The sequence below is a fragment of the Kouleothrix sp. 19917 genome, assembly GCF_057073505.1.
Genome location: NZ_CP097099.1, coordinates 4403429 through 4429355, shown reverse-complemented (window position 1 = coordinate 4429355; position 25927 = coordinate 4403429). Strand labels below are relative to the sequence as shown.

Genomic DNA, 25927 nt, shown 5'->3' with positions numbered 1-25927 from the left:
CGTTAACGGTTGGCGAACGGGCTGGCGGTGTCGTCGGGCGCGGGCACGCCGGCCAGCCCGCCGCTGCCGTTTTGTGCAGCGTCGAGGCGTTCGGCAAGCTGCGCGCGTGTGCGCTCGGCGGCGGCGCGGGCGGTGGCGGGCCAGTTGCGCGGCGGGTTCGCGAGCAGCCGGTCGAGGCTGGCGATTTCGGCATGGTAGATCGCCGGGCGCGCGTCGTCGGGGTAGGCTGGCCCGCGCTGCGGCACAATCGCCTGGTTTTCGGTGGCGGCGACTGCGGCGGCGTAGCTGCTGGCGGCGCTGCTTGTGTCGCCCAGGCCCAGCGCGACCAGCCCCTGCATATACAGCGCGTCGGGCAGCGGCGCAGACAGCTTGTCCCACTTCTGGAAGGTCGAAACGCGCATATCGACCAGCGCCAGCTCAGCGCGCGCGGTGGCGTATTTGCCGCTGCGCAGCGCTTCCTGCGCAAGCTGGAGGTGGTTGGCGTTGGTGAGCAGCGCGTGTGTCCAGGGAATCCAGAAGCTGGTGAAAATCGCGCGGCGGCGGTCGAGCGTGTCGGCGCTGGCGGCTGTGCTGTAGTCGGCATATGCGCCACTGTAGAGCGCGGCCAGCTCATTCCAATCGTGCAGACCGCGCCCTTTTTCCTGCAGGGTCAGCGCCAGCACAAGCTGCATGCGCGCGCGCCAGTAGCGGTAGCCAGCCTGCTGCTCGGGCGGCACGTTCTGGCGCTCGGCGGCCTGAAGCGCGCTGCCAGCGTCGGCAATGGCGTGCCGCATCCAGATGCTGTAGTCGGCGTCCTGGTAGGGCGCGTCGGGGGCGGCGCCGGGGCGCGGGCTGTTGCGCAGGCTGAAGTTGAGCAGCGAGCGCGTGGCGTAGGCGCGGGTCATGTCGGCCCCGCCCATGTCGATCACGCGGGTGTAGCGCTCAAGCGCATTGTTGATTGCAATTGTGTAGCCAAGCGAGGGCGCGCCTTTGCGGGCGGCGTCGTACTGGGTGCTGTCGAGCCAGTAGGTTAAACCTTGCAGGGCGGGGTAGGTCGGGTCGGTGGGGTTGAGTTCGGCGGCGGCGGCCAGCGGCGCGCGCGCATTGCCCCACGCGCCAAGCTGGATGCTGCTCCACGCCTGCCCGGTGTAGGCCGCCGGGTCGGCGCTGGCCGCCGCAAGCGCACCATAGGCGGCCAGCGCGTGCAGCAGCGCGGTGGCGCGGTTGGGCTGGCCGGGCGGCGGCTGGTCGATCTGGCCGATTGCCAGCCAGGCGGCGGCCTCGCCGCGCTGCGCTATGTCGCGAATATGGCCATCGCTCGCGTCGGCAGCGGCGCGGTACTCGGCAATCGCGGCGGCCAGGTCGCGCCAGGCCATGTCGCGGGCGTCGCGGGTGGGCGCGCCGGCCAGGCCCGAACCACGGCTGTAGCAGGTGTCGGCCAGCTGCAGCACGATCTGCGATTGGCCTGCCGCCAGGTGCAAGGACGGAAGCTGCTGGAGATCGAGCACGGCCGAGTCGCCAGCCAGCGACGCGGCGAGCAGGCTGCAGTCGGGCACGACACTGGGCGTGTCGAGATGCAGGGCGCGGGCGTAGTTGCCAAGCGCGCTGGTGTAGTGCGTTTCGGCGGCGAGCTGGCTCTGGCTGCGCGCCAGCAGGGTATCGACCGCGCCGAGGTTGGCGTAAAGGCCGACTTGCTGCGCCGCGCTTGGCGCGGGCTGCGCGCCATGCGTGCAGGCATCGCGTGGGGCAGCCTCGCCCAGCGCGCGCGCAAAATCGTCGCGCGATTGCGCGTATTCGCCCTGCACGAGGTAGGCAAAGCCGCGAAACGCATAGCCGTCGCTGTCGCGCGGGCGCAGGCAGATCACCTGGCTGTAGCTCGCAATTGCCTCGGCAATCGGCGCGCAGCCGCCTGGGTTGGCAGCACACTCGGGCGAGGCCAGCGCCTGCTCGGTGAAGCGATTGCCGCGCACCAGCGCATCGTACCAGCGCAGCGTGGTGCCGGTGTGCCAGCACAGCAGCAGCAGGCCAGCCAGCGCGGCAAGCGCCAGCAGGTTGCGCAGCAGGTGCGGCAGCCGGGGCGAAAACATCAGGCGGAACGGGCGTGGCGGCGCGTAGCAGGCAATTGCCAGCATAAATCCGCCCGCCAGCACCGGCGTCGCCAGGTCGGGCCGCAGCCCCAGCAAGGAAAGATCGATCTGGTTCGCCAGCACGCCCGCCGTCAGGCCGCCGCCAACAATTGCCGTGGCAATCAGCGGCGTGGGCGCGCCCGCCGTGAAGCTGTTCGCGCCAAGCGGCTGGGCCACAAACCACCACAGCAGCGGGATGAGCAGGCCGGGCGTGGCGACAATATAGAGGTTCACCAGCGAGTAGCCCAGCAGCATGGGCTGGTTCACCGGCGCGGGGCGCAGCGCGAGCAGCAGCACCAGCGCCAGCGCATACAGCAGCGTAGCCAGAAAGCACATACCCCACACGCTGCGAATGATCTCGACGCTGAAAAAGCGGCGCGGCCGGCGCAGGCGCATTTCCAGCTCGTCGCACAGCTCGGGGTAGTTGGTGAGCGTGCCGGGGATGATCAGGGCGCGGCGCGTGGCGTCGTGCGGCTGAATGAGCGTCATCGAGAAATCGGGCAGCAGGTAGCCAAACGCGCGCCGGTCGACGCTGATCATCGCGCCGATTTCGGCAAAGCCGAGCGCGCGGATGGATGGCCCCTTCGGCGCGGGCTGCGGGGTTTCGGCACGCAGCAGGCGCATAACCGGCTGGAGCAGACGCTTCAGAAGGCTGCGCAGATCTTGTCGCAACCAGATCACCGCATCCATCAGCGAGCCCTGCCCGGCTGGCCCATGCCACGCAAGGTTGGCGCGACCGAGGATCAGGCGGCCGGGACGGCGGTTCTGGAATTGCGCGGGCGACGACAAGCTGATGACCGTGATGCCAAGCACCGTGTAGGTCAGCAGGTACAGGCCCATGATCCACAGCAGCCGCCGCGTCGTGCCAAGCGGGTCGAGCAGCGGCGGGCTGGGTTGCAGCGTTACGCGGCTGCTGGCGAGCTGCGTGAGCGAAAGCACGTCGAACGAGCCGATGTCGAGCGCGGTGCGGCCCGACAGGCGGCCAGCCACCAGGTCGTTGGTGGTCGAGGCGTTGCTGCTGCCGTTCACCAGGTCATTCGGGAAGCGTGCCATATCGATCAGCGGCGGCGGAAAGGTGAGCTGGGTTTGGGTTTGAATCGTCACATCGGTTGGCAACTGCACCGCCATCAGCAAACCGAACAGCAGGTAGGCTGGTAGAAACACCGCCGCCGATACCCGGAACAAACGCAGAAACGGGTGCTCAAAGCGCTGGGGGAAGTGGCGTTCGCCAATTCCGTCGAGCATGGCGCGGATGCGGTAGCGCTGTTCGTCGCTCATGCGCGGCTGGCGGGCGGCACGCCAGAGCTGGTGCGAGATCGTGCTGACCGCCAGCGCCGGGTCGACACTCGCGGTTTCGTCGCCCTGGAGCGTGGTCACATTGGCCCAGGCGTCCAGCGCCTCGCGCGAGTTGCGAATGGTCAGGTCGTCGAGCGCGGCGGCAATCTGCCCGTCGCGGCGGCTGTCGGCGGCATCGGCGCGCAGGCTGTTGGCGGCGGCCAGCGCGCTCAGGGCGCGCGCCTGCTGGGTGGGTGCTTCCTGGCGCATGAACACCGGCAGCGCGCTGTTCAGCACTTCCACGGCCTGCTCGGCGCGCTCCTGCGCCACCAGCACTTCGCCCAGCTCGAGCCGCCACATCGCCTGCCGCCACACACGTGTCAGGGTGCTTGGGCGTGCCAGCAGCGAGTCGTAGGTGGCGGCGGCGGCGTCGTAGGCACCCATCAGCCGGTACAGGCGCGCCAGGCGCTGCGTCACTTCGCCATAGCTGTCGTCGTCGTTGCGGGCGCGCGCCAGGGCGCGGGCGCGGCGGTAGGCGCTGACGCTCAGCACGCACAGGCGCGCCACCGTCCAATCCTGGCCGCGCCCGAGGTTTTGCAGCGCGCCAGGGATATGTACTTCGCGCACGCCCTGCTGGATCAGCACAAACAGCAGGTAGAGCGTGAGTGGCAGGCGTGCCAGCGTATCCCAGATCAGGTGCAGCCAGAGCACAATGCCGCTGGGCCGGCGCGGGCGCGTGGTGCTGGGGTCCATCCGCCGCGCAACAGTGCTGTAGGCGTCGCCCAGCGCCATCAGCGTGCGCTCCATCTCAATCAGCTCGGCCGAGGCCGGCGTGCTGCCGTCGAGCTGCCAGCCGCGCTGGCGCAGGTAGCTCAGCGCGCGGCTGTGGCGCAGCGCATATTCGGCTGCGCGCAGGCAGCTCAGCGCCGAGCGCCAGCTGCCCATCGCATTCGATTGCGAGGGATCGAGCGCGCGGGTGGCGAGGCCGCGCAGCAGCTGGGCCTGAATAATCGGGTCGTGCACATGTTCGCGAATCTGTGCAACGCTGTCGGCAGTGATGGCGGTGGGCGTGGCAGCCGGGGCCGGCGCAGCTTCCTGCTCGGCGTTCTGGTCGCGCGCGGCGTCGGCCAGGTCGAGCCCGCGCAGCAGGTGCGGCCAGCGGAAACGGTCGCGATACCCGCGCAACTGCGGGTTGTTGTCGTCGGCCAGTTCCAGGCGCTGCGCGGCCAGCACGTCGGTTGGGCGGCCCTGCTGGCTGAGCTGGCGGCGCACATAGTCGCCAAAGGCGTGATGGTAGAAGGCGTAGGTGCGCGCTTCGTCGCTGCCTTCGGCTACAAGCACGGCCTTCAGGCGCTGGTTGAGCGATTCGGCAATGCTACTGGCCGGCAGCCCGCTGATGCAGCCCAGCACGGGCAGGCTCAGCGGCTCGAATGCAATCGCCAGCGCCGCCAGCACGTCCTCGTCGGCGTCGTTGGGCGTGGCTTCGAGCGAGCGGCGCAGCTGATCGAGCGTTGCGGCGTAGGTAGCGTCGAGCACGCTGGCCAGGCTCGTATTCTCGAAGCGTAATAGTGCCGAGGGATCGGTGGTGGGCTGCGTGTCGCCGGGGAGTAGTGCAGCCCGCAGCGCGGCCGCATAGCGCCGCACAAACAGGAAGTTGCCCTGGCTGGCGGCCACGGCCTGCGCCACAAATGCCTCGGCGGGGTTGCCCGCGCCTGGGCGTGCCACGGCCACCAGCTGCTCGAACTGGCTGCGCAGCTCGGCGGGCAGCGTGCCGAGAAAGCGCTCGCGAAAAAAAGTGGCAATGTCATCGAGGTTGGCCGGCCCTTGCAGGTCGATCACGCGCACGCCCGCCTGCGCCCGCAGGGTTTGCACAGCCGGGCCGGGCCGCGCCGTACACAGCAGGTTGATCCACGGCGGCAGGTCTTGCGCGTCGGCCAGCACGCTCACAATGTTGCCATCCTGCCCGCCATCCCAGTCCCAGGCGCGATCCAGGCCATCGATCACAATCAGCAGCTGGGCTTTGTTTGGCAGGCCGCCGTGCTGTTCGTGAAAGGCGCGCAGCGGCTCGCGCACTGCCTGCCGAAATGCTTCGCGCGGATGCATGCCGCCAATGTTCAGCGTCAGCACTTTGACGTTGGTCTGGCCGCTGGCCTGCGCAATATTCGCGCTGGCCTGAATTGTCACCTGCTGCTTGCGCACGGTGTCGGGCAGGCTGTAGCCTTCGCCCAGCAGCGCCTGAAGCTGCTGGGCCAGCGCGTCGCAGAAAGTGTAGGGATTGTCGTCGCCGCTCAGGCTGCAAAAGTGTGCAAGGTAGGGCGTGTCGGCGGCCATGTTTTCGCGCACAAGCTGCGCCGCCAGCGCGGTTTTGCCAATGCCGGGCGGGCCAACCAGCACGAACATACGGTTGCGCACCGCCAGAAATTTCGCTATTTCGTCGCGCACATACGCTCGCCCAACGAAGTCGTTGTCGTCGGGGTGCAGTTGCTGATCGATTGCGCTGGTCAGGGAAGCAAGAATTGTGGCTAATTCGGACGCCATGCTCGGCTCCACACAAGGTTCTGCCAGGGCTAAAACTTTTCAAATAGCCACAAAGGCGTTCTTCCGCTCTTCGAGTCTTCGTGGCAAACGTTCCCTGCGTTTTATGCGAAAGATAGTATCACTAAAGCAAACGCTGGCCAGGAGCCTTTTTGGTACGCTCGCGAAGTGATGGCGTGCGTTCGGCTTTTGCAATGCCCTCAGTCTACGTGGTAGGCGCGCCGCTGACCGAACGAATTGGGAGCGAATCGGGCGCAAAAGCTTGCGATTTGCCCATACGCACGCCAAATGGTATTATCGCTGCACCGAAGCGTTACGCAACAATATAAAGGCAGTGCTGCATGACCAAGCTGTTGATCGTTCTCAACCCGTGGGCGGGCCGGGGCAATGCTGGCCGCCATCGTGCCGATCTGGAAGCCGCGCTGCGCCAGTCGGGCGTCGAGTACGAGCTGGCGCTCACCACCGGGCGGGGCGGCGCGATCGAGCTGGCGCGGCAGGGAGCAGAGCGCGGTTTCGAGCGCATCGTCGCGGTTGGCGGCGACGGCACGATCAACGAGGTGGTGAATGGCATCAAGCAGGCCGAGGCAGCCGGCGGCCCGCGCCCGCGCATGGGCATCATTCCGCTTGGCACCGGCAGCGATTTTATTAAAATGCTCGATGGCGTGGTGGCAAACGATATTCCGGGCGGTGTCGCGCGCGCGCTAGGCGAACGCACGCGCCCGGTCGATATTGGCCGCATTTATGTGGATACCCTGCCGCCGCGCTATTTCATTAATGCGCTGGGCATGGGCTTCGATGCGCAGGTCGCGGTTGAGTCGCTCAAGCTTACGCGCCTCAAGGGCTTTGTGGTCTATATCGTGGCGGTGCTGCGCGCGCTGACACGCTACAAAGCCCACCCCATGAGCGTGGAATACGACGGGCAGCGGCGCGAAGGGCGGCTGCTCTTCGCCAGCGTGGCCAATGCGCAATGCCAGGGCGGTGGCTTCTGGCTCACGCCCGAAGCGATCATCGACGACGGCATGTTTGATCTGTGCCTGGTTGATAACATGCGCATGGATCAGATTGTGCGCGCGGTGCCGCTGGTGATGAAGGGCACGCACACGCGCCTGAAGCAGGTGTGGATCGGGCGGGCGCGCAGCGTGATGGTGCGCTGCCCGGCGGCAATGCCCGTGGCCACCGACGGCGAGGTGGTTTCGACCTCGGCGCGCGAGGTGCGCGTGGAGCTGCTGCCGGCCGGGCTCGAGGTGCTGATCTGAGCCAGCGGTTTTACGAGAATAAGTAGTAAAGCCAGAATTCACAATCGAGCCGGCGCGTAACTTGTGCCCATGTTAACGCATTATTAGAAAGTAGAGAGGTTTGTGACCGTAAAGGAATGCTGAAATGGCACGGATCATTTGTTTTGCCGACAACGCTGCCGTGGTCAATGCGGTTCAGCAGGGGCTGGGCGAAGGCAACCACACGATTCACCTGCTGTCGGCCTCGCAGCTGACGAGTTCGCTCCGGCAAACAGTGCAGAATATTGCGCCCGACATTATTTTGCTCGAGCTGTCGCACGCCACCGATAACCCACACCTGTACTTCTTCCTGCGCGCCGACAGTGTCACCCGCAACACACCAATCATTCTGGTATCGACGGCCGGCAAGCCGCTGGCCCAGCAGGCCGAAATCCTTGGCGCAGATGGCTATATCGAGCGCCCGCTTGCCACCGAGCAGCTGCGGCGCGCGGTTGCGCCCCACCTTCTGCACCAGCACGCCGCTGCCGCGTAAACCTCTTCCACACTTTCACTCTTCAAAGATGAAGACGCTCCCCTCGTGCTCTTTGGCCAGCTTCTTGGGCTCAACCGAGCGCTGGGCAACCTCGGCCACATGCTGGATCGGGTAGCGATCCGTGCTCACGATTCCGATCGATAAGCTCACAAACGGGAAGCGCATTGGCCGGCCCTGCCGATCTTTCGCATCGATATAACCGCGCGCGCGCGTGGCTGCGTCGTAGAACAGTGGGCTGAGCAGATCGAAAGTGCGAATGGCGTAGCCGGCCACGGCTGCGGCGCGCTCGGGCGTGGTGATCACCACAAAATCGTCGCCACCAATATGCCCCACAAAATCGTCGTAATTGCCCTGCTGCGCCACCGCTTCCATCAGCACATTGGCCGTCTGGTGAATCACGGCATCGCCCTTCAGGAAGCTGTAGGTGTCGTTATAGGCCTTGAAGTTGTCGATATCGGCGTAGCACACCGCAAAGGGAATGCCCAGCTCGATGCGCCGGCGCAGCGTCCGCTCGATTGCGGTGTTGCCCGGCAGGCGGGTGGAAGGGTTCGCGCCGGCCTCGCGCTCGAAGCGGCGCAGCGTTGCGCGCACGCGCGCCTGCAGCTCGGCTGGGCTGAAAGGCTTGGTGACATAATCGTCGGCACCGAGCTGCAGGCCACGCACTTTCTCGGGGGCGCTGTCGCGCGCCGAAAGCAGCAGAATGGGCGTGGTTGCGGTGGCGTTGCGCGCCCGCAGTGCGCCCAGCACCGAAAAGCCGTCGATGTCGGGCAGGAGCAGATCGAGAATAATCAGGTCGAATGTTTGCTTCTGCGCGGCCATCAGGCCCTGCGCGCCATTCATCGCCTGCACCACCCGAAAGCCATCCTGCTGTAGTCGTAGCATCAGAATGCGCTGGATGTCGGCATCGTCGTCGATAATCAGCAGGGTTGGTGTTTGCGAGTCGGCTGCGCGCGCCGCCGCCAGCGCCTGCTCGATGCGCCGAATGGTGGATTGAACCGGCGCGCCAAGCCAGAGCGTGTCGTTATGCTGTTCGGCGGGCAGGTGTGGCGAGGCCAGCAGCAGCGGGATCGTTTTGGTATCCGGATCTTCCCGCAGCACGCGAACGATCTGCTGCGCGCCAATATTCGGCAGCTCGCTTTCCACCAGGATCATGTCGGGGCGCAAATCGCGCGCGCTGTCGATGCCCGCCACGCCATCTTCGACTTCGCTAAGGTGGTAGCCAAGCTGCTGCAATTGCGCCACGACAGAGGGTGCTGTGGCCCGAAAGGCACCGATCAGCAGCAGGCTGGTGTCGGCCGGCGGCGGATTGTTCGCAGCGGCGTGGGCTGCTTCCAGCGCCGGGGCGGCCAGTGCTGCGGCGGGCGCGGCGGTGCTGGCGGGGGCCGCTGCCGGCGTAGCGTGCGCGCCAATGCCAAGCAGGCCGAGCGGCACCATAATTTCGATCTGCTGGCCGCGCAGCGAATGATGCTTGAGCAGAATATCGAGGTAGCCGCTCAGGCGCAGCAGGTTGCGCTCGACAGTCGCGAGCAAACTTTGGGTCAGCGGGTCGTCGGGCGTGCGGGCGGGGCTGTGCAGCAGGTCAAGCGCGCCGCGCATGGCAGTGATCGGCGAGGTGAATGCGTGGATGAAATACGCATCGCTATCGTATTCTGAAGAATGTTCGTTCATAGTGTCTCAATAGCCTAGCACCGCAATCGCGTGGCTGCGCGCGGCTCAGGGCAGCAGTCGCTCGATTTCGGCCAGCAGCTCGTCTGCCGAAATCGGTTTTTCAAGGTAGCGTACCGCACCAAGGGCCATGGCGCGCATTTCAGCGTCGGGATGCCCATCGCGCACGGTCAGCACGACAATTGGGATATGGCTGAAGCGCGGGTCATGTTTCAGCTTATAAATAAGCTCGAAGCCATCGGCATCGGGCATGCGCAGATCGAGCAGCACAAGATCGGGCGGGTTATTCTCGAGCATTGCCAGCCCGCTGCGGGCATCCCCAGCCTCGCTTGCAACAAAGCCACCTCGTTGCAGAAGCTGAACAAGGGTTGGACGAACATGGTAGTCATCGTCCATTACCAGCACATGGCGGCGCGGCGTCCCGGTGAGCCGGCGAATCTCGCGCAGCAGTTCGTCGGCTGTAAAAGGTTTGGAAAGATACGTTCCCAGTGTTTTTGCACGGTCTTCCTCGCCGCTGGCCGATACAAACAGTACCGGAATTGCCTGTGTCAGCAAATCGGTATGCAGAAGCTGTGCCACGTCGAAGCCGTCGAGATCGGGCATCATGACGTCGAGCGTTATCAGCGCGGGTTGCAGAAAGCGCGCCAGCTGCAAGGCCGCTGTGCCGCCGTCGGCTTCGGCCACCTGGTAGCCAGCGTGCTCGAGCATCGCGCGGATGATCTGTCGTGTCGCGCTATTATCGTCGGCGACAAGAATTGTGGGCTGGTTGAAATCACTGTGCGCGGACAACTGATTTTCCTGGCCGGCCAGTGGCAGCGTGAATGTGAAGGTTGCGCCTTTGCCCAGCGCGCTATCGAGCCAGATACGGCCGCCCTGCTCGGCCACGAGCGCCCGGCAGATCGCCAGGCCCAGGCCGGTGCCGCTGGCGTTGCGCGTCAGCGAGCTGTCGAGCTGAGAGAATTTTTCGAAGATCCGCTCATGATCTTCCAGCGCAATACCCCGCCCGTGGTCGCGCACCGCAAAATACATCATCGCCCCGCCCTGCACCGCCGAAAGCTCAACCTGCTGGCCAGGTTCAGAGAATTTGATCGCGTTGGAGAGCAGGTTTGTCAGCACTTGCAGCGCGCGATCCTGGTCGGCGCTGACTGGCGGCAGGGTGTTCGGCGCCTGAATGTGCAGCGCAACATTGCGCCCGGCGGCGATAGCCTCGACCTCCTGCACGGCATTTTGGCAGAGCGTCAGTGGATCGAGTGCGGTGCGGCGAAGCTGCAGCGAGCCTTGTTCAATTTTCGAAATATCGAGAATATCGTTGATCAGGCGAATCAGGCGCTCGCTGTTCTTCAGCGAAATTTCCAGCAGCTCGCGCGTTCGATGGCCCAATTCGGGCTGCTGCGGCCGCCCCACCACGAGCTGGAGCGCGCCGCGGATCGAGGTGAGCGGCGTGCGCAGCTCGTGCGAGACGGTCGAAACAAAGTCGGTTTTCATCTGCTCGACGGCGCGCTCGCGCGTAATGTCGCGGAACACGAGCATGCGCCCCAGCAGCTGCTCGCGATGATCGAGGACTGGCGCACTAAAGCATTGCAGCAGGCGCGGGGCGGCGCGCAGCACGCGCAGCTCGGTAACGGCCCGCTCTTCTGCCGAGGCCAGCAGCGGCGCAAGCCACGCTTCGAATGCCCGGCTGTCTTCAAAAATGCGCTCAAACACGGCGCGCAGCTGCGCCTGGTTCCGCCCAACCACGTCGCGCTCGGCCAGCCCAAAAAAATACTTGGCGCGCCGGTTAATCATCGTCACCACGCCAAGCGAATCGAGCATCAGAATGGCATCGTTGCTGGCATCGACCAATGCGCGGGTGTGTTCTTGCGCCAGCTGGGTACTGGGGTCGTGCTGGGCATAGCACATGGCGGCGGCCAGGCGCTGCGTCAGTGTTTCCAGCAGCCAGCGCTGCTCAGCGCTCAGGGTTTGCTCAGGGCCAGCCACAATCTGCACCACGCCAAACAGTGTGGCACCATCGTACATGGGCGCGGCCATTGAGCGCCGGGGAACTAGGCCGCTTGCCAGCTCGCCAACCTGCACCGAGCTATGCAGCGCAGCCAGCGCGGCGAGGTTGGGGCTATCGGCGGTGAACACGCGCTGGGGAGTGTGCTGGGACAGAATGCTATCGGCGGGGCTGTGCGCTACCAGATCGATGCGGCGCAGCTGAGGCTGGTAGAGGAAAATCGCGCCTTCGGGAACCTCCAGCACGTTCAGCATGCTAGCCAGCGCGTGGGCACACACCAGTGGCGATGGCCGCCCGGGAACATGAGCGATCGCGTCAAACGCATCGACTGCGGCCAGAAGGCGTTGATGTGCATCTCGCTGGATTCCACTCATGAACTGCCATGCTGGGCTAAAATCGCGTTGATCTCGCGGCTCAGGCCAAACATATCGAAGGGCTTTACAATATACCCAACTGCGCCCATTTGCAAGCCGGCTTCGACTTCATACTGCTGCGAGCGCGCAGTCAGGAAAATCACTGGCATGTGGCAGAGCTGCGGGTCGGTTTTTAGCTTGTGGCACACCGCCAAACCATCGAGGCGCGGCATCATGACATCCAGCAGAATCACGTCAAACAGCTCTGCCTGGGCGTGTTCAAGTGCTGCCATACCATCATCGGCAAGCACTACCTCATGCCCGGCATCTTCCAGCGCCAGGCGCGTAACGAATTGAATATCGGGTTCATCCTCCGCCAGCAGAATTTTCATGACGACTCCGACTCTTCCATCAGCGCGAGCTGGCGAACGACTTCTTCCACCGCGATGCGCTGCTTGCGGTAAAAATCGGATTCGCTCATAGCCAGCCGTTCGGCGATGTCGCGGGTGCGTTTGCCCTGAAGAAAGCGTAGTTCCAGAATATTGTAGAGCAACCACTCTTGCGCGGTCGGGTCGAGCTGTTCGTCGGGGCGCAGGTTTTCAATCGCCTGGCGCAGCACGGTTTGCAGCGCGCGGGTTGGGCTGCCGCCCTGCTCGATCAGCAGGCGGCGCACGGTGCGCAGCTTCAGCAGCGGGCTGTCGGAAAGCTTGGGGCCGCCCCAGTAGTGCGTCAGCGCGTCTTTCACCAGCTGTGGAAACTCGGGCAGCAGGGCCACATCCGACTCAAGCGTTTCCAGCGAGGCAGGCGTGGCCTGTTCGAGCCGGGTGTTCAGCGCTTGCAGCGACTGCATTTCCGGCCCCATGCCGCGCAGCGTGTCGAACAGGCGCTGCTGCATATGCACGGTTGCCAGCGCCAGTTCCATCTGGTGTGCCAGCACGCCAATCAGCCGCCGCGCTTCCACCGTCAGCCCGCCCGATGGGTAGGCCACGCCGAGCGCGCCAAGGAAATCGCCTTCCGGCCCGTGCAGCGACAGCATGCAAAAGCCATCGTAGCGCAGAAACGACTCGATCGGCGGCACTTCGCCCGGGCTGTTTGGCGGCAGCGCGGCAATCTGCGGCATCACCTCGGCCAGCGGGTGCTCGGCAACAAAGCGCTTGACCTCGCGTCGCGCGCCCACCATCGTCTTGATCGTATAGTTTGGGCCATCGTCGGGCGCGGCCACAAAGCCCGTATCGACGCGCAGCGCGCCGCAGATCACCACCAGCGTATTTTCCAGCAGGCTGCGCAGATCGGCATAGGTAAACGTATTGCGCGGCAGCGTGCGCAAATACGCGATCTCGGCACGATCCTGCCGGTAGACCAGCGCGTCGAGGTACGGTTTGATCTTGCTCACAAAAATCGGCATCAGCACCGTCATAATCATCACACCAAAAATGACGAGTGTTGCGGCAGGGAGCCCGAACCAGCGCGCCAGCACCGGCGTGCTGCGCAAAAACAAGATGATCGTGACGCCAATGAACGGGCCATACAGCCCCCAGCGAATGAAATCCTGCTTGATCAGGCGATCGGGCAGCAGCAAGCCCTGAAATGCGATGCTGTAGACCATGATCGTGATCATCACAGCAACGCCAATGTTGCCTAATGCCGCCAGCAGCAAAATAATATTATCCGAAAGGACGCGATATGTGCCGGCAATGATCAGGTAAGGAAAGACCGCCAGGCCAGGCGCGAGAAATGTTGCGCCAAGGTAGGTCAGGCGGCGCCGCAGGGTTGGTGTGAGGGCAATATGGCGCACCTGCCAGACCACCCACAGTCCCCAGACACTGGTTGCTGCAAAATACAGAACAAACAGGCCAAACAGCGGGCCTGCGCCAAACTGTGCGAGCGAGCCGCGCGCGATGCCGCCCGAGAGCAAGAGGTTGCTGCCAAGCGCCAGGCCAAAAAATACCAGGCTGATCAGGTAGCCCAAGGCTACCAGCCAGCGCCGCCCTTTGCTTGGCAGGCCGCTGTACGTTAGCAGCGCGTCGGATAAGTGGACATACCCCGCCGGGACCAGGGTAATGCCAAGCCACTGCGCGCGAAGCAGAAACTGGATCGTTGTCTCACGCTCGGCCTGGCCCAGCAGCACATCGCCGCCGAAAACAACGACTACCCCCAGCAACAACACGCATAATGCGCGCGCAATAGCCGTTTGCCAGTTCTGAAGCGCAATATAGGCAAGGAGCGAAAAGCCAACGATCAGCACTGCAGCCGACAGCAAGTCGTTAAGTTGCAACAGCATAGTGGTAAGTAGATTGGCCGCTCCGAAGACGCTGGTGTCCATTGGGGAGGGCTGCTGAATCAAGGCCATTATACCACAGTGCTTTTTTTGGCTGGAACAGCGCGGTACTACATACTGAGTTTGGCAAGCTCTTCGGCCATGCGCAGGCCTTCAAGGTGCTCGACGCCGGGCGGTGCCGTCAGGTTGAAGTTTGTAATCATGCCCTGCAGGGCGGTGAGTTTGCGCTTGTACGACACCTGGAGCGCTGCCTGCCCTTTGGCATCGAGGTGCCGCAGGCGCCGTTGCGCGTCGGCCAGCCAGCGGGCGATCTCGCTGCGCTCCTGGTCGATCGAGCGGCGCGCTTCGACCCAGGGTGGCGCGAAGCCAGCTGTTTTGAGCATCCGGTAGCCCAGGCGGTCATCGTTTGGCACCAGGTCATCGTCATCGAGCTTGAGCGGCTTGCCTTCGCCCGGCAAGTTGGTGAAATGGCCATCAGCCTGAGCCTTGGCAAAAATCTCGTCCAGCAGGTCGTGGTATGGTTTGCGCGGCGCGGGCGGGCCGAGTTTCGGCTTGCCCTTTTGATCGCCCTGTTTCATTGCTGTTCCTTTCACCCAGGCCGGGAGCTTGGTTCATTCGTGGCAGTAGCGACTGAATAGGTGCTTGTGTATTGTATCACAAACTCACTCGCTGCACTTACTCCTGCGGTGGGCGATCTTGTAGTTCGCGCAGAAACAGCAAATACGTGCGCGCCTGCTGCTTGTTTTCGGGGGAAAGCGCATCGTAAAGCGAAAGAAATGCGTCGCGCTCGCGGTTCGATGTGGAAAAGGTATAGCCGTCCTGCTTCGCCGCCTCGCAGATCAGGTCGAAGCCAGTGGTGCGGAAAGCGGTCGCCAGCCCTTCGATATCGCTGATGCGCGGGCTGGTTGTCGCGCCCTCAAGCGCGCTGATATACGAGCCGCTCGCGCCAATACGCGCCCCAAGGTCGGATTGGGTAAAGCGATCGCGCTGGCGTTTGCGCTTGATTACGTCGGCAAGTCGTTCGGTGAGGGAGGCCATTGCGCTGCTCCATTCTCGTCACAGAAGACACTCTGGCATGGCTTCAGTATATCATGGGCATACGCGGAAACGCGACTGTTTTAGAAGTACGTGTGGGATTGCGACGTGTTTACTATGGTGACGAAGCCGGGGCAGGCTGGTAGATCGCCACCTGATCGCGCCCGTGCTGCTTGGCCTGGTAGAGCGCAGAATCGGCACACTGGAGCAATGGCTCGAACTGATTGAGATCCACTGAATCGGTACTGGCAAGGCCCATGCTCACGCTCAGTGGCACGGCTTGGCCGGTTTCGAGCAGCAAGGGCGTGGCAGCAATGGCGGCGCGCACACGCTCGGCCACCGATGCGGCGTGCTCAGAGGTGGTGCTGGGCAGCAGGAGCAGAATTTCTTCGCCGCCCCAGCGCCCCACGCTGTCGTACGGGCGCAAATTTTGGGTAATTGTTGCTGCCACCAGGCGCAGGGCCTGATCGCCGGCCTGGTGGCCATGGCGGTCGTTCACCTGCTTGAAATGATCGATATCGATCAGCACAACGCTCAGGGCGGTATGCTCGCGCGCGGCGCGCGACAGCTCGGCATGGGCGGCGACGGAAATTGCGCGCCGGTTGCGCAGGCTGGTCAGCGCATCCGTGTCGCGCTCGGCGCGCAGGCGCGTTTCCAGGTCGATGATGCGCGTGGCGATTGAGATGCGCGCGCGAAGCTCGTTCGGGTGGAGCGGCTTGCTCAGGTAGTCGTCGGCACCCGCGTCGAGCCCGGCGATAATGTCGTCTTTCGCATCTTTGCTGGTGAGCAGAATGCTGTAAACATAGTTGGGGAAGTCGGCATTGCGGATGCGCTGAATCAGCCCAGGGCCATCCAGGCGTGGCATCAGCCAGTCGGTGATCATAATCGAGAAGGGTTCGCTTTGCAGCAGCGACCAGGCTTGCTCGCCATCGGCTACTTCGCGAACGTCATACCCTAAACGCAGCAGCGGCACGCGCACCATAATGCGCGAAACGGGGTCGTCGTCGGCAATGAGTACTTTCATGTGTTTGCTTTCACCGGGGTAGTATATGTTGCATTGCGCGGGCAAACAGCGCCCACGGTGCTCTGCTCGGCGTAAAGTGTGCCCCACATTATAGTATGCCGGGGCATTCTGCTTCCGAACAGATCCGCAACAGAATGCTATCGACAGTATAGTTTTTTGGCATGGGCATGCTGCGTGAACAGAAAACGATAGTCGGCAGCGCAGCATGCGCGATTGCTTTGCCTTGCGTGGTTGCCCGTGATTGCGCTGTATGATAGAATGGATGCGCAGGAAGAGCCGCGCCTGCAGCGCGCCGCTTGAGGAGTAATTGTATGCCCGACCAACCCGTCCGAAATCCGGCGATTATTCTTGTGGAAGACGAGCCGGATATTCTCATTATTCTCCATCGGCTGATGCGCGATCTGACCGGCGGGTACGATATTGTGACGGTCAATGGCGGGGCGCAGGCGCTGGCGCAGATTGCATTGCGCGAAGTGCCGCTGGTAATTACCGACTACAACATGCCAGGCATGAACGGCCTGCAGCTTACCGACGCGATCAAAGAAACCTCGCCCGAGACGCGGGTGGTGCTGATCACAGCCTACGCCACCCCCGAGCTCGAAAAGCGCGCGCGCGAGCATCGCGTTGATCACTACCTCCCTAAGCCATTTCCCCTCGATCGGCTTGAGCAGATTGTGCGCGACGTGCTCCGCTAGCTCGCGCCGAATCAGTCGTGTTTCAGGCAGTTGTCATTGTGTACGAATGCACAAATTGCTAAGCTCTAGTCATGCGCAATCAGAATGCGCAGGATGAGTGGAGCTGCGCATGATGGAATCGTTTCCGGGCCTGCTGCTTGTGGCCATGATTATTCTTACCCTGATCTTGCTGCCCTACCTCAACGACGACCGCGCCCGCTCAAGCGAGCGCACTGGCCGCACCGAAGAATTGCACATCAAGCAGAAGCAGAAGCAATAGCTGTTCGCTGAGCAGCGAAGCTGTGTTTGGGCAAATTTCCTGGCGTGCACTACGCAATACGCACTTGGCTTTAGAGTGCGCATTGCGTAGTTTTTGTTTTGGCGCGGCTATTCTTCCGGCTGATGGTTGGGGTTGGCAATGATCTCGGGAACCAGGCCGTAGATCACATTTTCGGTGGCCATAACGTGATCGAGCATGGAGCGGCGCGCGCCTTCGCTGTCGTGGGTGCGAATGGCGTCGAGAATGCGCCAGTGGTAGTCGGTTGAGTGGCCGAGCACCTCGACGGAGTGGTAGATAATCGCGTCGAGCACTTCGGTCATTGCGGCCTGCACCTCGGTGACGGCTTCGAGCAGGCGCGGGCTGTGGGCCGCGCGCGCAATGCCGATGTGGAAGCGCGCGTCGCCAGCGCGGTAGGCTTCGAAATCGCGCTCGTGGCCGTCGATTGCGCCGGTGAGCGTTTCGAGCTCGGCCAGCTCGTCGGCGTTGGCGCGCTCGGCGGCAAAGGCGGCGGCGGCGCTTTCCACGGCGCGACGGTAGTCGAGCAGGGCCGGCAAGCCTTCGCGGTAGCGCGTGAGCACTTCGGGCAGGCGGCGCGGCCCGGGCATCAGCGGCCAGCGCGCCACAAAGGCCCCGCCACTGCGCCCGCGCCGCACCTCCAGCCAGCCGGCCTGCACCAGGTTTTGCAGCGCCACCCGCAGTGTCGAGCGGCTGACGCCAAGCTGCACCGCCAGCTCGCGCTCGGCCGGCAAGCGGTCGCCGGGGCTGAGCAGGCGCGCCTTGATCGCCCCGACAATGCGCTCCATGGTTTCTTCAAGCGGGTTGGCGCTATGCACCGACGTAAAAATGTCGTCGCGCAGTGTGTTCATAGGCCGCGAAAACCCATTTGCTATTTGGCGAGCTTCTGTAGTTCGTTGAGCTTGTTGAGCGCTTCGATTGGCGTCAGCTCGTTGACGTTCAGGCGGCGCAGCATTTCCAGCACCGGGCTTGGCGCCATGTCGAACAGGCCAAGCTGGCCGATCTGCTCGGCGGGCGGCGCGTTGCGGGCGGCGCGCTGTGGGCGCGGCTCGGGCTGGCGTGCGCTGGCGGGCGGCGCGCTGCGGCCCGGCTGTTCGAGCTCGGCCAGCAGCTCGTTGGCGCGGCGGATGACGGAGCGCGGGATGCCGGCCAGCTCGGCAACATGGATGCCATAGGAGCGATCGACGCCGCCGGGGCGCAGTTCGTGCAGGAAGACCACGCCTTCGTCGTGCTCGACCGCCGCCATGTGGTAGTTTTTCACGCGCGGCAGGGTTTGTTCCAGCTCGGTCAGCTCGTGGTAGTGCGTGGCGAACAGTGTGCGGCAGCCCAGGCGCGGCTCGTTATGGATATACTCGACCACGGCGCGGGCGATGGCCATGCCGTCGTAGGTGCTGGTGCCGCGCCCAACTTCGTCGAGCACGATCAGGCTGCGCGGGCTGCTTTGCACCAGCAGCGCGGCGGTTTCGGTCATTTCGACCATAAAGGTGCTTTGGCCGGTGGCAATGTCGTCCTGCGCGCCAATACGCGTAAAAATGCGATCAACCAGGCCAATCGCGGCGCTGTCGGCTGGCACAAACGAGCCGATTTGGGCCATCAGCACAATCAACGCGACCTGGCGCATCACGGTGCTTTTGCCGGCCATGTTTGGGCCGGTAATGAGCATAATTTGTGTGGCAGCCGTGTCGAGCGTGGTGTCGTTGGCAATAAACGACTCGTCGAGCCGCTGCTCGACCACCGGGTGTCGCCCGCCGCTAATCTCCAGCGCGGTACCCTCGTTCAGCTCGGGGCGAATATAGCGCCCGCGCACAGCGGCTTCGGCCAGGGCGGCATACACGTCGATGGCGGCCAGGGTGCGGGCAGTTGCCAGCAGGCGCGGGCCGTGCTTTGCCACCGCCGCGCAGACGCGCCGAAACACATCCAGCTCAAGCTCGTTGAGCTTTTCTTTGGCGCGCAGCACCACGTCTTCGTGCTCTTTCAGCGCGGGCGTGATATAGCGCTCGCCGGTCGTCAGCGTCTGCTTGCGGATGTAGTCGCTGGGCACTTTGTCGGCAAAGCTGCGCGCTACTTCGATGTAGTAGCCAAACACCTTGTTATAGCCCACCCGCAGGGATTTAATGCCGGTACGCTCCTGCTCGATCGGCTCGAGGTCGTTGATCCACGTTTGCGCGCTCAGGCTGCGCTCGATGATCTCGTCCATATGCTGGTCGAAACCGGGGCGAATCACGCGGCGCGGCTGCTCGCCATTTTCTTCGGCGGCGCGCAGGTAGTTCGAGGCGCCAAGCAGCGCTGGTGGGTCGTCGTCGAGCGCTTCTTCGAGAAAGGCCAGCACCTCGGCGCAGGTATCGAGCGCGGTTTGTGGCGCGGGCGCGGCCACAGCCGCCGCCGCTGCGGGGGCGCGGCGCGCAGGCGCAACCGCCGCCGGACGCGGGGCGGGGGCTGGCGCTGGCGTATCGTCCCAATCGTCTTCGCCAAACAGGTCGTCGTCGTCGTAGCGCGGCGCAACGGTGGTGCGGGCTTCGCGCTGCTCGCGCAGGCTTGGTTGCTTGGCGGGGGCTGCATCGGGCGGGGCTGTGTCGTCTTCGGCTTCCCACTCCCACGCCGCGCCGTTGTCTTCGGGGGCGGCTGGCGCGGGCTCGGCGGCGGGCGCTTCGGCCTGGGGCGGCAGCCAGCCATTGAGCGCATCGGCCAGGGCGGGCAGGGCGCGCAGGCCATCGCGCAGGCGCACCATATCGCGCGGCGTGGCCACGGTGATGCCCTGCAGCACGCGATTCACCACGCGCTCAAGATCGCCAGAAAGTTTCAGCGCATCGCGCACGCTGGCGCGCAGCAAAGTATCGTCGAAGAAGTGCTGCACGCCGTCCTGGCGCGCCTGGAGCTGCGGCAGGTCGATCAGCGGCTGCGAGATCCAGCGGCGCAGCAGGCGGCCACCCATTGGCGTGCGCGTGTGGTCGAGCACGCCAACCAGCGCGTCTTTGGCTTTGCCGCTTGATCCTTCGAGCAGCTCAAGGTTGCGGCGCGTCTGCGGGTCGAGGAACATGGTGCCGCCATTGGTGTAGGTGCGCAGCGAGGTGATCTGGCTGGCGGCGTTGCGCTGGGTTTCGTGAATATACTGGATGATTGCGCCAGCCGCGCGCACGGCTAATGGCTTGCCGCGCAGCCCAAAGCCATCGAGCGAGTGCACGCGCAGCTGGAGTTGCAGCGCCTCGGCGGCGTTGTTGAGCTTCCAGCGCCAGCCGGGCCAGCCAGTCACATGGCCGTGCGCCCAGCGCGCTACATTTTCGCGCTCGACGCGGCGGGCCACGCGCTCGCCGGGCAGGAGCTTTTCGCGCTCGCCCTTGGTCATAAACTCAAGGTCGTGCTCAAGCTGCGCGCTGGAAGGATCGAGGCCGGGCAGGCGCAGCGCCGGGTCGTCGGGCACCAGCACCTCGCTGGCTTGCAGACGCGCCAGCTCGCCATGGGCCTGGTGGGCGGCGCGCGGCCCGCTGAACTCGGTGCAGCAAAACTCGCCGGTGCTCAGGTCGGCATAGGCCACGCCCACGACTTCGCCGTCGGCCAGTACCGCCACGAGGTAATTATTTTGCGTGGGCGCAAGCATGCCGCTGTCGATCACGGTGCCGGGCGTGATCACGCGCACCACCTCGCGGTCGACAATATCGCGGCGGCGCTCGCCCTGCTCGATGCCAGCGGCAAACACCGAGCGCGGCCGGGTGTCCGATTTGCTGGAGGCGGTTTCTGAAACCTGCTCGGCAATCGCCACGCGGTAGCCCGCATTCACCAGCGCGGTAACATAGCGCTCGATTGCGTGGTAGGGCATGCCAGCCATGGGCGCACGCTGCTCGGTTTTGGATTTCTTGTGGTTGGCGAATTTCTTGTAGGTGAGCGTGACTTCGAGCAGCTCAGCGATCAGCTTGGCGTCGTCGTCAAAGGTCTCGTAGAAGTCGCCCAGGCGATACAGCAGCACGGTATCGGGGTGGGCGGCTTTGAGCTCGCGGTATTGAATATACCAGTTGAGAAGCTCAAATTCGGGGAATTCGGCGGCAAGCCGATCGCGCAGCTGGCGCTGCTGGAGGCGGCGGTCGAGCTGGCTCATTGGACCATACTCCATTCACACGTTACGACTCTTGGTAGCCGGCATTATAGCACGACGGTGATATTAAAACAAATGTTCGCATTTCCCTGAACAAAGGATTGCCCGTTTCAACGCCAAATTGTTGCTCTGCGCGGCTGTATAGTAGGTCTGAAATACTTGCTCACCATGATATAATGCATTTTGACCGCTCCGCCGCGGCTTTCGATCACTCGGTTCACACGGCTTTTGCTGCGTTCATATGCTCTCGGCCACACGGTCCGAGTGCCCCGATAAGCATGCCTGGCGCGTACGGATCGCCTGGGCAGCCGGCGCGAGTGCTGTGAACAAATACAAAAAATCATCGCCCGGCGCATGGTAAATTTGCGGTGTGAATGCGTTCATTCATGCACAGTGTCTTGCGCTGAGCCTTGTTGGCAGCGCAAGCGTATGGCCGCCGGCAGCTGTGGGCGCTCCAAAGGGCGCGGGCAGCCGGGGGTTTTATTTGCGGGCCAGGTGAGCTGGGGTGCGGGGCCGCCCGAGCAGTGGCGCCAGGCATGCCAGCAGGCTGCTATTTTACTCACACAATCTTGCAAAGCCAGCGCGTAATGAGGCGCGCTCACGAGGAGGGGCTGTCACATGCCGGACGACAACCTAATCATTCGTTTCTGGGGCGTGCGCGGGAGCTACCCCGTGCCCGGCCCGCGCACTGTTCGCATTGGCGGCAATACAGCCTGTGTCGAAATCCAGGCCGGCCAGCACACCTTGATTCTTGATGCTGGCACTGGCATTGTCAACCTGGGCGCCGAGCTCATGCGCCGCTCGCGTGCGAATGGCGCGCCTGTGACGGCAACGATTTTGTTCAGCCATATGCACAACGACCACACGCAGGGCTTTCCTTTCTTCGACCCGGCGTATGTGGGCGCGAGCACGCTGCACATCCTTGGCCCAAAAGTGTTTGAAAGCGATTTAGAAGAAACCCTTTCGCACGCCATGCTGCCGCCCAGCTTCCCGGTGGCTTTAGAAGATTTGCCTTCACTCAAAATTCTGCGCAATGTCAACGAAACCGATATTGTCTTGATCGGCCCGCGCCCAGCCGATGTGCAAGTGCTTAATATTTACCACAATGAAATTGACCCTTCGCCAGATTTAGTGCGCGTGCGCACCTACCACAGCTATGCCCACCCCAAAAGCGGCGTGAATGTGTATAGTATTTCGTGGCGCGGCAAGACGGTGGTGTACGCGACTGATACAGAAGGCTATGTGCAGAGCGATCAGCGGCTGGTGAAGTTTGCCAAGGACGCCGACGTGCTGATTCACGACGCCCAGTACCAGATCGAGGATTATACCAACCCTTCCAAGCCGAAGCAGGGCTGGGGCCACAGCACGCCCGAAATGGCGATGGCAGTGGCGCAGGCGTGTAACGCCAAGCAGCTTGTGCTGTTCCACCACGAGCCAACCTATGCCGACGACACCGTGACGGCGATCGAGGAAAATGCTCGGAAAACATTCCCCAACGTGTGCGCGGCATACGAAGGTCTGGAAATAATTATCTAGCTGGGCTGGGCGAAGTTACCCTCAGTTCGCGCATAAAACTACGCACGACGCACTATTATCTATCTCAATAGTGCGTCGTGCGTAGTTTTATGTGTTTACTCAGATTTGTATTTTGTTCAGGTTGTTGGCAGTGTGAAGAAAAACGTGCTGCCCTGGCCGGGCGTGCTCTGCACCCAGATGCGGCCGCCGTGTGCCTCGACCACGAGCTTGCAGAAGGTCAGGCCCAGGCCAGTGCCGCCACGGCGCTCGCCAACCTGGCTGAACTTCGCAAAAATCTTCTCCTGATCCTGCGGGGCAATCCCAATCCCCTGATCGGCAACCGAGATCGTAATGGGTGCGGTTTTTGCGCTGTCGGGCGGGCTGGCTTCGGCGCGCAGGGTGATTGAGGAACTGCGACCGCTGAACTTCAAGGCATTGCCCAGCAGATTTTGGATCACGCGCATAATCAGCTCGCCGTCGGCGTGCACCAGGGGCAGCTGAGCGGGAAGTGAGAAACTGATCTTCACGCGCTGCTCGTTTGCCAGCGACGACAAGCTTTCGGTGGCGTGCTCGATCAGCGGGCGCAGCGCGGTGGCGCGCTGGTTGACGGGCATGCGCCCCGACTCAAGGCGGCTTACGTCCAGCAGGGCATTGATCATGTCGAGCATCTGCACGGCGCTGTTATAGGCGATGCCCATCACGGTTTGCTGCATTTTCGCAAGCTCGCCGGCCACGCCTTTCTGCATCAGCTCGATCGAGGCCATGACACTCGACAGCGGGCTGCGCAGGTCGTGCACAATCATGTTGGTGAGGTCGTGGCGCAGGCGGGCCGACTCTTTGTCTTCGGTGATGTCGCGCACGACGAGCAGCGCCCCGCCGGTGCTGCCACCGCTGCGCTGGGCGGTGAGGGCGGCCCACTCGAATGCGCGCGGCGCGGCACCGCCTTCGTTCAGCTCACCGCTGGCAAACGACACCTCGCCCGCCACGACATGCGCAAGCTCGCGGCGCAGCGACTGCCATTCTTCGGGCACATAGCTGGCGGCCTGCTCCCACATCGCCAGAAATTCCTGGAGGTTTTGTTTTGCAGCCCGTTCGGCGGGCAGGCGCCCGTGCTGCGCCAGCGCGCTGTTCACAATCGCAACCTCGGCGTCGGACGTGACGAGCATAATACCGTCGCGGGTGGAGGCGAGGATGGACGCCATCTGGTCGCGGCCATTGCGCACGGCGTTGAACAGCTCGATGCTCTCGACGGCGACGGCCGCCTGGGTGGCGAACAGCACTACGGCCTCGCGATCCGATGCGCTGGGCGCTTCTTCGCCATAGTAAACGCAAATGCTGCCAAGCGTGCGCTGGGTGGCGCGCAGCGGCACAAACAGCATCCAGCGCACGCCAGCACGCGCCAGCGCCGGGGGCGGGATGGCCAGAATTTCGGTGCGCCCGCTGCTAATCACGTGCTGCACAATGTCGGCGACCTCGGGCGTTTGTGGCAGCGTCGGCCCGATCTGCACGGCGGTGCGCAGGCCTTCGGCTTCGCGCAGCAGCACGGCCGCGCCCAGCCCGCCCGCGATTTCAACCACGCCATGGGTGGTCATACCAAAAATTTCGTCGGCGCTGCGCAGCGTGGTGTTGATCGCCATGCCCAGCCCGTTCAGCGCCGTCAGGCTGCGCAGGTTGTGCTGAAGCTCGGCATTGATGCCAACCAGCTCCTGGGCGCGGCGGGCCAGCGCCTGATCGACTTTTGCGAAGCGGCGCGCATTTTCCAGCGCAATCACCGCCTGGTCGGCCAGGGCTTCGAGCAGGTGCTGGTCTTCAAGGGTGAAATGGCCGCCGCTGCGCGGGTTAAGCGCTTCGATCACGCCCTGCACGCCGCCCACGCCGCGCAGCGGCACGGCCAGCAGGGTGCGCGTTTTGTAGCCGGTATTTTTGTCGGTGCGGTCATCGAAGCGCGTGTCCTGCTGGACATCGTTCACAATCACGGAGCGACCGTTTTCCACGACATAGCCGGCCAGCCCGGCACCGCGTGGCAGCCGCTGGCCGAGCAGCTGCTCGCCAACCGTGCCAGTGGTGTAGGTGAATACCAGCTCGCCAGTTTCTTCGTCGACCAGCAGGAGCGACGACTCTTCAGCTTCCAGCAGCTCGGTGACCTGCTCGATAATCAGCGCGGGAACGCGCTCGGGGTCGAGCGAGGACGTGAGGGTGCGGCCAATGCGGTTGAGGGTGGCAAGCTGGCGGGCCTGACGCTCGCTCTGCTGGTAGAGCCGCGCGTTTTCGAGCGCCACCGCCGCCTGCGCGGCGATGGTGGTGAGCACCTCGATCTGCTCGACACTATACTGGTAGCCGGGGCGGTAGCTGCTGATCGACATCACGCCGAGCAGCCGGTCGCGCGACAGCAGCGGCACGCCAAGCCAGGCGCGCGAGTTGTGGTAGCCATCGAAGGGGCGCGGCTGAACGCCACGCCGCCGGCATTCTTCGCCATAGTCGGCGGTGTGGAGCGGCTGGCGCTCGCGCACGACCACGCCCGCCAGACCCACCTGCGACGACCAGCGCAGTTCCTGGTTCTGCCGCACGCCATCGTAGACGAGGTAGGCCAGATCGAGATCGCTGGTGGTTTCGTTGTAGAAGGCCAGAAAGAACACTGGCGCATCGACAAGCTGGCGCGTGGCGGTGTAGATCGACTCCAGCAGCGTATCGGGATCGAGCACGCCATTGAGCAGGCGGCCAATATCGTTCAGGGTGTGAAGCTGCGCGACCCGGTCGTCGCGGCGCGCGGCCATATCGATCAGCGCGAGTGGGGCAGCGGCCTGGCTGGCCAGCATGGCGAGCGCGCTGGCGCTTTCGTCGCTCCAATGCGGCTGTTCGAGGTAGAACCAGCCAAGCAGGTCGGCACGAGCATGCAGCGGAACAAAACACGCCAGCGCCTGGCCGGCCTGCCAGCGCACAACGGGCTGCCCGGCGACGAGTTCGTGCTGTTCGCCAGCTGTGGGAATTTGAACAGGCTCGCCGCTGCCGGCAAGAAGCTGATGCGCTTCACCAGCGAGCCAGACAACCTGCGTTTGCCGTGCGCCGGTGATACTTTCGATGGCAGGCAGGCACAGGCGCGCCGCCTCGCCCAGCGTGCGAGCCTGGGCCAGGGCAACGGTAAATTGCTGGTTAAGCTGGCTCAGCTCCATATCGGCTGCTGTGGCATGTGCCATTGTGGCTCCGGGCCGGATGCGCTCGGTAAATATAGGGTTTTCATCTTACCAGATTTACCAGTCTTTGACAAAGGTTTTTAGTGATTTTGTAAAAAGTTTTAAATATTCGGCGGCGCTATGTGCGAACGT

The 25927-nt window shown here is 63.7% G+C and carries 16 protein-coding genes; 5 read left to right on the top strand and 11 right to left on the bottom strand.

The annotated features are described in order from the left end of the window. Positions 1–2 precede the first annotated feature (2 nt). A complete protein-coding gene (locus M1P90_RS18095; protein ID WP_483696686.1) occupies positions 3–5918 on the bottom strand; it encodes an AAA family ATPase in 5916 nt (1971 codons plus the stop codon). A gap of 338 nt (positions 5919–6256) precedes the next feature. On the opposite strand from M1P90_RS18095, the gene M1P90_RS18090 reads away from it, so the two are divergent. Both M1P90_RS18090 and M1P90_RS18085 read left to right on the top strand, forming a co-directional pair. Then, positions 6257–7171, top strand: a complete 915-nt coding sequence (locus M1P90_RS18090; protein ID WP_483696685.1) for a diacylglycerol/lipid kinase family protein — start codon at positions 6257–6259, stop codon at positions 7169–7171. Positions 7172–7295: 124 nt separating this feature from the next. Further along, positions 7296–7682 carry a response regulator gene (locus tag M1P90_RS18085; RefSeq protein WP_483696684.1) on the top strand — a complete coding sequence of 129 codons (387 nt, stop codon included), beginning with the start codon at positions 7296–7298 and terminating at the stop codon, positions 7680–7682. Between the two features lie 15 nt (positions 7683–7697). Here the strand turns inward: M1P90_RS18085 and M1P90_RS18080 are convergent, their stop codons facing one another. The 7 genes from M1P90_RS18080 to M1P90_RS18050 form a co-directional block, all read right to left on the bottom strand. Beyond that, positions 7698–9350 carry a response regulator gene (locus M1P90_RS18080; RefSeq protein ID WP_483696683.1) on the bottom strand — a complete coding sequence of 551 codons (1653 nt, stop codon included), beginning with the start codon at positions 9348–9350 and terminating at the stop codon, positions 7698–7700. A 45-nt stretch (positions 9351–9395) separates the two neighbouring features. After that, positions 9396–11717, bottom strand: a complete 2322-nt coding sequence (locus M1P90_RS18075; RefSeq protein WP_483696682.1) for a response regulator — start codon at positions 11715–11717, stop codon at positions 9396–9398. Beyond that, complete coding sequence (locus M1P90_RS18070; RefSeq protein ID WP_483696681.1) at positions 11714–12088, bottom strand: response regulator transcription factor; 375 nt, start codon at positions 12086–12088, stop codon at positions 11714–11716. Before M1P90_RS18070 ends, M1P90_RS18075 begins: the two co-directional genes overlap by 4 nt. Then, positions 12085–13977, bottom strand: coding sequence for a histidine kinase N-terminal 7TM domain-containing protein (locus tag M1P90_RS18065; protein WP_483696680.1), 1893 nt, complete (start codon positions 13975–13977; stop codon positions 12085–12087). Before M1P90_RS18065 ends, M1P90_RS18070 begins: the two co-directional genes overlap by 4 nt. A 107-nt stretch (positions 13978–14084) precedes the next feature. Further along, positions 14085–14552, bottom strand: a complete 468-nt coding sequence (locus tag M1P90_RS18060; RefSeq protein ID WP_483696679.1) for a DnaJ family domain-containing protein — start codon at positions 14550–14552, stop codon at positions 14085–14087. A gap of 97 nt (positions 14553–14649) precedes the next feature. Next, positions 14650–15012: a helix-turn-helix domain-containing protein gene (locus tag M1P90_RS18055; protein ID WP_483696678.1), complete on the bottom strand. Its 363-nt coding sequence runs from the start codon at positions 15010–15012 to the stop codon at positions 14650–14652. A gap of 112 nt (positions 15013–15124) precedes the next feature. Beyond that, positions 15125–16033, bottom strand: coding sequence for a GGDEF domain-containing protein (locus M1P90_RS18050; RefSeq protein ID WP_483696677.1), 909 nt, complete (start codon positions 16031–16033; stop codon positions 15125–15127). Positions 16034–16344: 311 nt separating this feature from the next. On the opposite strand from M1P90_RS18050, the gene M1P90_RS18045 reads away from it, so the two are divergent. Then, entirely contained in the window at positions 16345–16728 is a 384-nt protein-coding gene (locus tag M1P90_RS18045; RefSeq protein WP_483696676.1) for a response regulator, read from the top strand. A 109-nt stretch (positions 16729–16837) separates the two neighbouring features. After that, entirely contained in the window at positions 16838–16987 is a 150-nt protein-coding gene (locus tag M1P90_RS18040) for a hypothetical protein (protein WP_483696675.1), read from the top strand. 107 nt (positions 16988–17094) lie between these two features. Here M1P90_RS18040 and M1P90_RS18035 read toward each other — a convergent pair whose 3' ends face one another. Beyond that, positions 17095–17853 (bottom strand): FadR/GntR family transcriptional regulator, encoded by a 759-nt coding sequence (locus M1P90_RS18035; RefSeq protein ID WP_483696674.1) that lies wholly within the window; start codon positions 17851–17853, stop codon positions 17095–17097. Between the two features lie 20 nt (positions 17854–17873). Further along, positions 17874–21092, bottom strand: coding sequence for a DNA mismatch repair protein MutS (mutS, locus tag M1P90_RS18030; protein WP_483696673.1), 3219 nt, complete (start codon positions 21090–21092; stop codon positions 17874–17876). Between the two features lie 615 nt (positions 21093–21707). On the opposite strand from mutS, the gene M1P90_RS18025 reads away from it, so the two are divergent. Beyond that, positions 21708–22625: an MBL fold metallo-hydrolase gene (locus M1P90_RS18025; RefSeq protein ID WP_483696672.1), complete on the top strand. Its 918-nt coding sequence runs from the start codon at positions 21708–21710 to the stop codon at positions 22623–22625. 116 nt (positions 22626–22741) lie between these two features. On the opposite strand, the gene M1P90_RS18020 is transcribed toward M1P90_RS18025, so the two are convergent. Then, positions 22742–25798, bottom strand: a complete 3057-nt coding sequence (locus tag M1P90_RS18020) for a sensor histidine kinase (protein WP_483696671.1) — start codon at positions 25796–25798, stop codon at positions 22742–22744. Between the last annotated feature and the right edge of the window lie 129 nt (positions 25799–25927).